Consider the following 9,768-nt stretch of genomic DNA (forward strand, 5'->3'; position numbering starts at 1 on the left):
CGGCACTCTCGGCGATGCCACCAGCGCAATCGGTGGTGCGACCGGTGCGCTCGGCGGCGTAACCGGCACGGTCAGCGATACCACAAGCACGCTCGGCGGCACCGGTGGTGCGGTGAGCGATCTGACGGCGGCCGGTAGCCACACGGTCGAAAACCTCGCGCTGAACCTCGACGCAGCGCTGGCCCCGGTCGGCGCCGCGATCGGCGAGATCGACCCACAACTCGGTGCCAATCTCGATTACGACACCAGCCTTTCGCTCCATCCCGATCTGGTCAGTTTCATCACCGAGACCACACAAGCGACGCTTTCGTCGGTCGACTCCGGCACCACCGAAAGCCAATCGATCTACGATCTACTGACCGCTCCGGTGTCGCTGCTCACCACGAGCGTATCGGGAGGCGAACAGACCTCTGCTCTGAGTTCGCTCGTCGCCGACACGAGCACCACCCATGTTCTCGACAGCACCACGCTCGATACCACGACGCACGGCAGCGATGTGCTGTCCGGAGGACTCCTGACGCCGATCTCGAACATCATCGTCGGCACCACCTCCGACTCTTCGCTGTCGTCGGCCCTGAACAGCAGCACGACCAGCTCCGCGACAACGTCCAGCACCTCCGGGTTGCTGACGCAAAGCGGTACCAGCACGACCGGCAGCGAGCTGTTGCACCTCGACGCATCGCTCAGCACCAGCTCGAGTCTGAGCTCTGGTCTGACGAGCAGCCTGTCGTCGACCGTGCAATCGCTCACCACCACCGCAAACCTGTCGCTGGACGCAGCCACCACAACCACGTCCTCGATCACGTCGAGCGCGACGACGTCGACCACAGCCACGACCAGCGCGATCGCCAGTACCAGTGCCAGTACCAGCCACGCAACCGCGGGCGCAGGCCTGACCTCCCTGATCGGGGCGGTCAAGACCACCACGACATCGCTGCTCGGCGGATGGCACAAATGAACGGATGAGGAGGAGATGTTTGCTGCGGGGAACCTGAACGTTCTGCCGAGGGGAGTCGGCGGAACGCCCGTGATGACGCTGGTGTTGACGACACTGGCGCTGAACATTCTCGCTTTGGCGCTGCCAGTCGCGTCGTTGCAGATGTTCACCCGGATGGTCGCCAACCCCGGGACGCCGACGCTGACCGTTCTGGTGATCGCCGTGATCGTCTGTGGCGGCCTGGAAGCGCTGCTGCGGATCGGCCGCACCTATCTGATTTCGACCGCAGGCGCCGAATATGCGGTGGCGATGATGCAACGCGTGCTCGATCAGGTCGTTGCGCTCGAACCGACCGGCGACGAGCGCGGCGCGTCCAGCGGCGTCGAATACATCGCCGCGGTGCAGGAACTGAAAGAGCTGTACAACGGCCAACTGATTGTCGGCATCGTCGAGTTGGCGTTCCTGCCGGTCATCCTCGGCTTGATCGTCTTCGTCTCGCCATCGGCAGCGGTGATCGTCACCCTCTGTATCGGCGTTTATTGCGCCTTGACCTACCGCAGCGCGGTCAAACTCCGCGCCGCGGCGCGGTCCAGCGTCACCGCCAGTGAGGAGATGTACGAATTCCTGTTCACGGTGCTGTCGTCCACTCACCTGGTCAAGGCGATGGCCGTCGAGGAGAGCATCTTGCGGCGCTACGAGAAGCTGCAGGGCCGCCGGGTGATCGACAATCACGAGACCGCGCTCACCGTCGGTCGTCTGGTCAACGGCGCCACGATCGCCAACCTCGCGATCACCGCGACAATGCTGGTGTGGGGCGCGTTGTCGGTCGGGGCTGGCGGGACCACGCTCGGTACTGTGGCGGCGATTGTGCTGCTCGGCGGCCGGATCACCGTGCCGCTGCAACGCGCCGTGTTCATCCTGGTCCAATCACGCGAACTCGAGACCGCCGGTCGCGACCTCGATACCCTGTTCGAGAGGTCGGCCCTGCCGGCCGCGGCTCCGGCCAGTCGTAACCATCATCGGATCTCCGGACGGATCGAGCTCGATGGCGTCTCGCTCGACGGCCCCACCGGCACGCCGTTACTCGACGGCGTCAGCCTGTCGATTGCGCCGGGCGAAAGCATCGCAATTTCAGGGCCGTCGGACGCCGCCAACTCCGCTCTGCTGCGTGTCATCGCTGGCGCTCTCCGTCCGACCGCTGGCACCGTGCTGTACGACGGTTTTGCCAGCGACGCGCTGTCGATGTCGCAGTTGAACCGAATCGTCGCCTACGTTCCGGCCGACGGAGTACTATTCCGCGGCACCGTCCGGGACAACATTACCAGGTTCGGCGAAGTCACCATCGACGAGGCGATGGAGGTCGCATCGCTGCTCGAGGTCGACGTCGCCATCAACGAGCTTCCGCTCGGTCTCGATACCGAACTGCTCGGAGGTCTGATGGAGAACATCCCGCCCGGCCTGCGCCAGCAGCTCACCATGGTCCGATCGCTCGCCACGCGCCCGCGCGTGATCCTGTTCGACAACGCCGACCGCGGGCTGGACCGCGCCGGATACGCCAGGTTCAGCCGGTTCATCGGACGTATCCGCGGTCAGGCCGCAATGGTCCTCGTGTCCGACGACAACAACCTCGCCGATCATACCACCAAAGCCTTCGCCCTGACCGATGGGCACCTCGTTCCCCTGATGACGGCGCCGACGCTGTCGATCGCTTATCGCGACATCACGCCATGATTCCTCTCGTCGCCCCCAGCGTCGTCGGCCCGATCGATCCGAACGACACCATTGCCTCCGCAGCCGTCGACGACGAGTATAAGGTCACCGGCGATCGCCTGCTCGTGCCGCTCCCCCAACTGATCACCGCGCTGGCGCCGAATGCCACCGGCAAACCGCTGCCGGCGCTGACGTTGTTCGCCGGATTGTGTCTGCTTACCCGCACCGCCGGCTCCCTGCCGCGGCTGGTGACCGCCCTCCCGGTCGCCACTCAGCTCGACGGCGCGGCGGTGGTCCAAGCGATGGCCAATCTCGGTCTTCATGCGGCGCGGTCGAACAGCCGGCGGCTGCGCAAGCCGCGCCCGGGTCGTCCGATCCTCGTCATCACCGATCGACGCTGCGCCGTGGTTTTCGCCTCTGTCAGTGGACCGCGGGTGCTCGACGACACCGGCACGATCGTCGACGCCGCAGCGCTGCTGCAGGCGCCGGAAACGGCGACGGCGACGTTGTTCGAGTTCATCCCCGACAGCGTGTCGCATCCGCTGTCGGCACGACGCCGCGAGCACACTCGCCACGGATGGCTTCAGGCGCTCCTTTCAAAGTTCTATCCAGCGGCCGGTGCTCTCAGCGTGATCAGCTTGCTGATGGTCATCGCCGAAGTTCTGCTGCCCATCTTAAGCATCGCGATTTACACTCAGACAATCTCGCTGGCGAGCGTGCGGCCCCTGCCCGGCCTTGCCGTCGGCATGCTGATCCTGATCTGGCTGGAATGGCGCCTGCTCAAGCTGCGCACCAAAATCATCGCCTGGGTCGCGAGCCGGATGGAGTTCCTGATCAGCACCAGTACCTTCGGCCACATCCTGGCGCTGCGTCCGACGATGTCGGAGCGGTCCTCGCCCGTCGATCAGGTGTCGCGAATCCGCAGCTTCGAGAACATCCGCGAGTTCATCACCGGACCGAGCTTCTCGCCGCTGCTCGACCTGCCTGTCGCCGTCACGTCGGTGCTCGTTATCGCTCTGCTCGCTGGCGGATTGGCGGTGGTGCCACTGACCGGGATCCTGGTCCTGATCGGAATCTTCATCACGGTCGGACGCAGCGTCGCGGTGGCGACCAGGGCCGCGGCCGACGATGCTACCGACATGCAGCGGATCTACGTCGAGACGTTCGAGAAACGGGCCGCGATCCGCGACGCCGGCTTGCAAGCGCAATGGAGCGAGCGGATCGGCCGCGCCGCCCGCGCCGACCAGGGTGCGCAGAACCGGCTCAGGATGATCGTCAGCGTCGGCGAGTCGCTGGCGACCTTCGTGCTCACAGCTTCGATCGTGCTGCTGTTCAGCGCATGCACCCAGCGCGCCTGGGCCGGCCAGATCGACCTCGGCCTGATGCTCGCCGTGGTCATTCTCGGCGTCCGTGCGATGGCGCCGTTCCACGTCGCCTGTCTGTCGATCGGCAGATTCGAGCAGATTCGTAACAGCGCCCGCCAAATCGAAGCGCTGATGAATGTCGAGGTCGAAGCCAATCGCGGGTCGGACCGCCGCGTCGACCTTGGTGGTAATATCAGCCTCCTCAACGTCGGCTTCCGCTCCGGCGACACCCGTCCGGTGTTCTTCGGGCTCGATCTGGAAATCACTTGCGGCGACGTCATCGCAGTGACCGGCACCAATGGCTCGGGCAAATCCACACTTCTCAAAATGCTGCATGGCCTGTCCGACGTGTCGCTCGGTGCAATCCGAATCGACGGCATCGATTTGCGTCAAGTCGATCCACAGGACATGCGGCGTAGCGTCAGCTACGTGCCACAACACCCGAAGCTGCTCCCTGGCTCCCTGCGCGACAATCTGTGCTACGCCAAGCCCCACGCCTCCGACGACAGCATCGCGCGCGCGCTCGAATTAGTGGACCTGACAGAGGCGGTCGCCGCGCTCCCCGGCGGCATCGACCACGAACTTACACCTCGTAGTATTGCGGAGCTAACAACCACTTTCCTGTACAAATTCGCACTCGCCCAAGCAGTGATTACAAACGGAAAAGTCATCCTTATCGACGAGATTCCAAATGACTTATACAACGGCAAGGTTGGGGAAGTGATCAGCAGGCTGTTGAGTACCGCGCGCGGGCGCCGCACCGTTATATTTGCGACGCACCGCTCCGATTTCATCGCCAAAGCATCCCGCGTCGTGCTGATGCAGTACGGCCGCGTTCCCGTCGTTGCCACGCCGAAGGACGTGCTGTCGAGGGTAGCGTGATGTTTGAGTGGGCACGCCGGTTGTGGACATCGGCGGGGAAAAGCGGACAACGGGCGATCGACGATGAAATCACCTTGCCGATGCTGGTCGACGAATCGTCACCGCGCCGGCTGGTTCGCCGAGCTTGCGCGATCGCCTCAGTCGCAATCCTCGCGCTCGGGGGCTGGACATTCTTTGCCCGCCTGAACGAAGTTGCCGAAGCACGCGGGGTGATCATCCCATCGGGTTACGAACGCATCGTCCAGCACTTCGAGGGCGGCATCGTCGACCAGATCCTGGTCCGAGCCGGCGACACGGTCAGCGAAGGCACACCGATCCTGCGACTGGCAGACGCCGGCACACTGGAAGATGTGGCCGTGCTGAAACGGCAGGGCATCGCCCTTGCCGCGCAAGTCGAGGCCCTCCGCGCCCTGATCGACAACCGCGAACCGGACTTCGCCGCGATCGGCGATGCCGACGGTCCCGAGATCGTCGCCGCCCGCAACGCATTCGTGGCCGAACGCGCCGCCAACGCGGATCAGCGTCGGCGACTGAACGACCTGATCGACCAGGCAAAGTCGGCGCTGTCCGCGACCGACACCCAGCTCCAGGGTCTGCGCGTCGACCTCGCTTATGTTTCTGAAATGCGTGATCGATCGCGCTACCTGCTGAGCAAGGGATATACCACCGAATCTGCCTATGCCGAAAAAGCCCGGCTGTTTGCGTCGGTCGAGAGCAACATCGCAGTGCAGGAGGAACGGCGCCGCGGTGCGGCGGCTAAGATCGCCGAATCCGAGCAGGCGCTCAACGCCTATATCACCGAGGCACGCGCCGGCTGGTCGACCCGTTTGCGCGACCTGCAGACATCGATGACGGCGACCGGCGGAGAAGCCGACAAGAAAGAGCGTCGCCGTCAACGCCTCACGGTGACGTCGCCGGTCAATGGCGTGATCAAGTCCCTCGACGTCACCACGCTGGGCGGCGTCGTCGAGCCGGGCAAGCGTATCGCCACGATCGTCCCGATCGACGAGACGCTGCAGGTGGAAGCCTATGTTCAGGCGAGCCAGATCGGTTACGTCGCGGTCGGCCAACAGGCGCAGGTCAAAATCTCGGCCTACGACTTCACGCGCTACGGCTGGCTCGACGGCAAGGTCAAGACGATCTCCCCATCGTCGTTCCAAGACCCCGCCCAGGGGATGAATTTCCGCGTGCAGATCGCGTTGGCACAGACCCGGTTGCCGCGTGCCGCCTCGGCCCAGATCGTTCCGGGCATGGAGGTCAAGGCCGACATCGTCACCGGCGAAAAAACGGTGATCGGCTGGCTGCTGCGACCGATCCGCCGGACCTTATCGGAAAGCTTCGGCGAAAAGTAAGGCACAGATCGATGTCGCTTCCCATGCAAACCGCTACGATCGAACACCCCGCCGCCGCGCGACCGCGCCTGCTGTTGGTGGAGGACGACGCCACGGTTCGGATCCTGCTGGAAGACCGACTCGATAAGCTCGGCTGGCAGGTGGAATCCGCCGAGAACGGCGCCGAAGCCTTCACCATGCTGCGCGAAGCGCCAAGCCGCGCCGATGTGGTGCTGACCGACCGGATGATGCCTGTGATGGACGGGCTGGCGATGACGCGCCGGCTGAAGCGCGACCGCGAGCTCGGCCACATTCCGGTGGTGATGCTCACCGGCGTCGCCGACGCCGACGATGTCGATGCGGGCCTCGCCGCAGGCGTGTTCTACTATCTGGAGAAATCGTCGTCGCCCAAAGTGCTGGCCTCGGTGCTGTCGGCCGCGCTTCAGGATGTCCGCCGGCAGCGGGCCCTCAGCACCGAACTCGGTCAGCACCGCGCAGGATTTCACAATCTCCAGCTCGCGAGGTTTCAGCTCAGCAAGCCGAACGAGGTGGAGCCGGTCGTCAGTCTGATGGCGAGCCTGCACGACCGGCCGGAGCAGATCATCCAAGGCATCTACGAACTGGTTCAGAACGCGATCGAGCACGGTGTGCTGCGGTTCGGTTTTCAGGCCAAGTCGCAACTGGTCGCCTCCGGTGGATGGAAACGCGCCCTCGCCGAGCGAGCCTCCGACCCCGCTTATGCGTCGGGCGTCGCCGAGGCAAGCATTCTGCGCAGGGAAGGCGGACTGTACGTCGTGGTCAAGGACAACGGCCCCGGTTTCGAATGGCGCCGCTTCGCCGAGAGCGATCCGGTGCGCGCCGCCGCGAGCTGCGGCCGCGGGCTTGCGCGCGCCGCGGCGACGACCTTTCAACAGCTACGCTTCAACACAACCGGCAATCAGGTGGTCGGATTCATCCCGGCCGCACGGAGGGTGCAATGGTGATCGAGACACCTTTCGAGCCGGAAGCGGCGGATCATCCGGACGGAGAAGCCGAATTCAGCACTGCGAAGACGCGCCTACGGGAATGGGTCACCCCTTTGATCGGGGGATTCATCCTCCTGATCACGGCCCTGCTGATCGGCTGGTACGTGATGGTGAGCCTGCAGGCGTACCGGCGCTTGTTCGATTCCGAAGTCACGATGATGAAGCAGCTCGTCAGCAGCGAAATCGGCAACGTACTGTTCCGGATCAAGGACAGTCAGGCACTGATCGCCAGCGGCGCCCCCGAGCTGATCGAACAGAAACTGAAGAACAGTACGCGGGTCAGCCCGTTCATGAGCCGGCTCGGCTATTTCGACCTGTCGAACCCATCCGACTGGCACGACGTGCTCGGTGGCGATCCTGCCAAGAAGCCTCCGCCCACCGCCGCGGAACGCTTCGGCCGATCTCTGCTGACCAAGGAAGGCTGGACGCTGGCTCGGTCTCCGGTGAAATACCGCAACGTCTTTCCAGGGCTGAGCAATGACGAGGTCATCGTCGCCCAGGCGTTGCGTCGGCCGGGCTCGGCCAACCAATATCTGGTCGTGTTCAGTGTCCTGAACTTGCGCGCCTTGATCGAAGACATCGACTCCAAGTTCCGCCACAGCAATATCATTGTCGCCCAGTTCGCGCCGGAAGGTGCACCGGTCGAACTGTCGATCCTCGGCCGGAAGGCCGATCCGAACAGTCTGTTGCGCGTCACGCTGCCGGTGGCCAGCGACATGTCGCTCTCGCTCGGCTTCGAGGCGGTCTACACCGAGTTGGGATCGCTCGTAGTCATGGTGGTGGGGCTGGCGATCGTCGCGCTGCTGACGATCGGCGCGGCGGTGTTCTACTTCCGCGCTCGCCGGCGGGAACAGTCCAAATTGATGGCTGCGGTCGAGGACGCGCGCCGCCAGAGCGAAGCCAAATCGGACTTCCTGGCCAATATGAGCCACGAAATCCGCACGCCGCTGAACGGCGTGATTGGACTCACCGACCTGCTGTCGCGCACCAATCTGGATCCGCAACAGAACCGCTATGTCGACCACATCCGCAGTTCAGGGCGGACGCTGCTGGCCATCCTCGGCGACATTCTCGACATCTCGAAACTCGAAAAGGGCGATCTGGCGATCGACCGAGTGAAATCCAACCTCCCCAACCTGATCCTCGACATCGTCAACTTCTTCTCGAACGAGGCCCAGGAAAAGGGAGTAGCGCTGCTGCTCGACTACGCGCCGGACGTGCCGCCACACGTCGAGGTGGATCCGGTGCGACTCCGTCAGGTCCTTGGTAATTTGATCGGCAACGCGATCAAATTCACCGACTCCGGCGAAGTCGTTGTGTCGGTCCGTGTCGTCGAGACCAGCGACGTGACGACTGGGGTTCAGATCGAGTTCTCGATCTCGGATACCGGCATCGGCATCGAGCCCGACGTTATGCAGAGGCTGTTCACCCGCTTCACCCAAGGCGAGCGGAGCACAACCCGGCGATACGGCGGCTCGGGCCTCGGCCTCGTTATCTCACGCGAGCTGTGCGAACGGATGGGCGGCACCTTGTCGGCCACCAGCACACCCGGACGCGGCTCCGTGTTCACCGCGAAGCTCCCGCTCCACGTTTGCCAGACCGCTGTTGAAGACGTCACCGTGCGCGAGCGCATCGCGATCGTCTCGTCGATGCCACGCTCGGCCGAGATCTTCGCCTCGACTCTGTCGCGCGTCGGCATGGATTGCCATCTGATCGACGCTGACGCCCCCCTGTTGGCACGGCTCGCACAGATCGCCGCCAGCCATGGGCCCGTCGGCGGAGTGATCTTCGATGAAAACCGCAATATGGAGATCTTGAGGAAGTCGGCTCTGCAACTGCTCAGCGAGACTCGCGGACCGCGTCCCTGGACCCTGCTGGCGACGGAACAACTCGGCCCTTCCGAAGAAGCCTTCGACGATCTCGTCCGCAAGCCGTTTCTACCCGGCGACTTGGTTGCCTCCGTCGAACGCCGGATTCGCCATCACGCCAACAAGACCAAGGACAAGTCCGCGCCGCAGGCACCTCTGCCGCAACGCTTCGCCGGTGTCCGGGTCCTGCTGGCCGAGGACAACCGCATCAATCAGATGGTCTCCGAGGAGATGCTGATCGACCTCGGCTGCATCGTCGACATCGCTGAAGACGGCGCACAAGCGCTCGAGGCGGCCGCCCGCGCCGAGTACGACGTGATCCTGATGGACTGCCAGATGCCGGTGATGGACGGCTATGAAGCAACCCGGCGACTGCGCGCGATGATGCAGGAGCGGCGGATCCCGAACCGCCCGATCATCGCCCTCACCGCCAATGCCCTGAAGGGGGACCGCGAGCGTTGCCTCGACAGCGGGATGGACGACTTCCTGGCCAAACCGCTGGTCTCGTTGGACCTGCAGCGTATGTTCACCCGGCTCTCCGACAGCGGGCTGTTGCCGAGCCGCATCGTCGCTGCACCCCCGCCAGCGGCCGCAGCGACCGCGCCCGCGGTCGCGATCCGGCCGGAAGCCGCACCGGTGACCGCCCCGCTC

General features: G+C 64.3%; 5 protein-coding genes and 1 pseudogene. All 6 read left to right on the top strand.

Features of this window, described 5'->3' with window-relative positions; all coding sequences use genetic code 11:
* Window positions 1-958, top strand: a pseudogene (locus DY468_RS23620) (hypothetical protein); the annotation flags it as partial.
* 72 nt (window positions 959-1,030) lie between these two features.
* Window positions 1,031-2,668 (top strand): ATP-binding cassette domain-containing protein, encoded by a 1,638-nt coding sequence (locus DY468_RS23625; protein WP_164607931.1) that lies wholly within the window; start codon window positions 1,031-1,033, stop codon window positions 2,666-2,668.
* 173 nt (window positions 2,669-2,841) lie between these two features.
* Window positions 2,842-4,893 carry an ATP-binding cassette domain-containing protein gene (locus DY468_RS23635; protein WP_205512656.1) on the top strand — a complete coding sequence of 684 codons (2,052 nt, stop codon included), beginning with the start codon at window positions 2,842-2,844 and terminating at the stop codon, window positions 4,891-4,893.
* Window positions 4,893-6,245, top strand: coding sequence for an HlyD family type I secretion periplasmic adaptor subunit (locus DY468_RS23640; protein ID WP_164607936.1), 1,353 nt, complete (start codon window positions 4,893-4,895; stop codon window positions 6,243-6,245). Before DY468_RS23635 ends, DY468_RS23640 begins: the two co-directional genes overlap by 1 nt.
* Window positions 6,246-6,268: 23 nt before the next feature.
* Window positions 6,269-7,207, top strand: coding sequence for a response regulator (locus DY468_RS24865; RefSeq protein ID WP_164607937.1), 939 nt, complete (start codon window positions 6,269-6,271; stop codon window positions 7,205-7,207).
* 905 nt (window positions 7,208-8,112) lie between these two features.
* A partial coding sequence (locus DY468_RS24870; RefSeq protein ID WP_283808794.1) for an ATP-binding protein occupies window positions 8,113-9,768 on the top strand: 1,656 nt, incomplete at its 3' end.

The organism is Rhodopseudomonas sp. BR0M22 (assembly GCF_010907035.1).
Taxonomy (GTDB): Bacteria; Pseudomonadota; Alphaproteobacteria; order Rhizobiales; family Xanthobacteraceae; genus Rhodopseudomonas.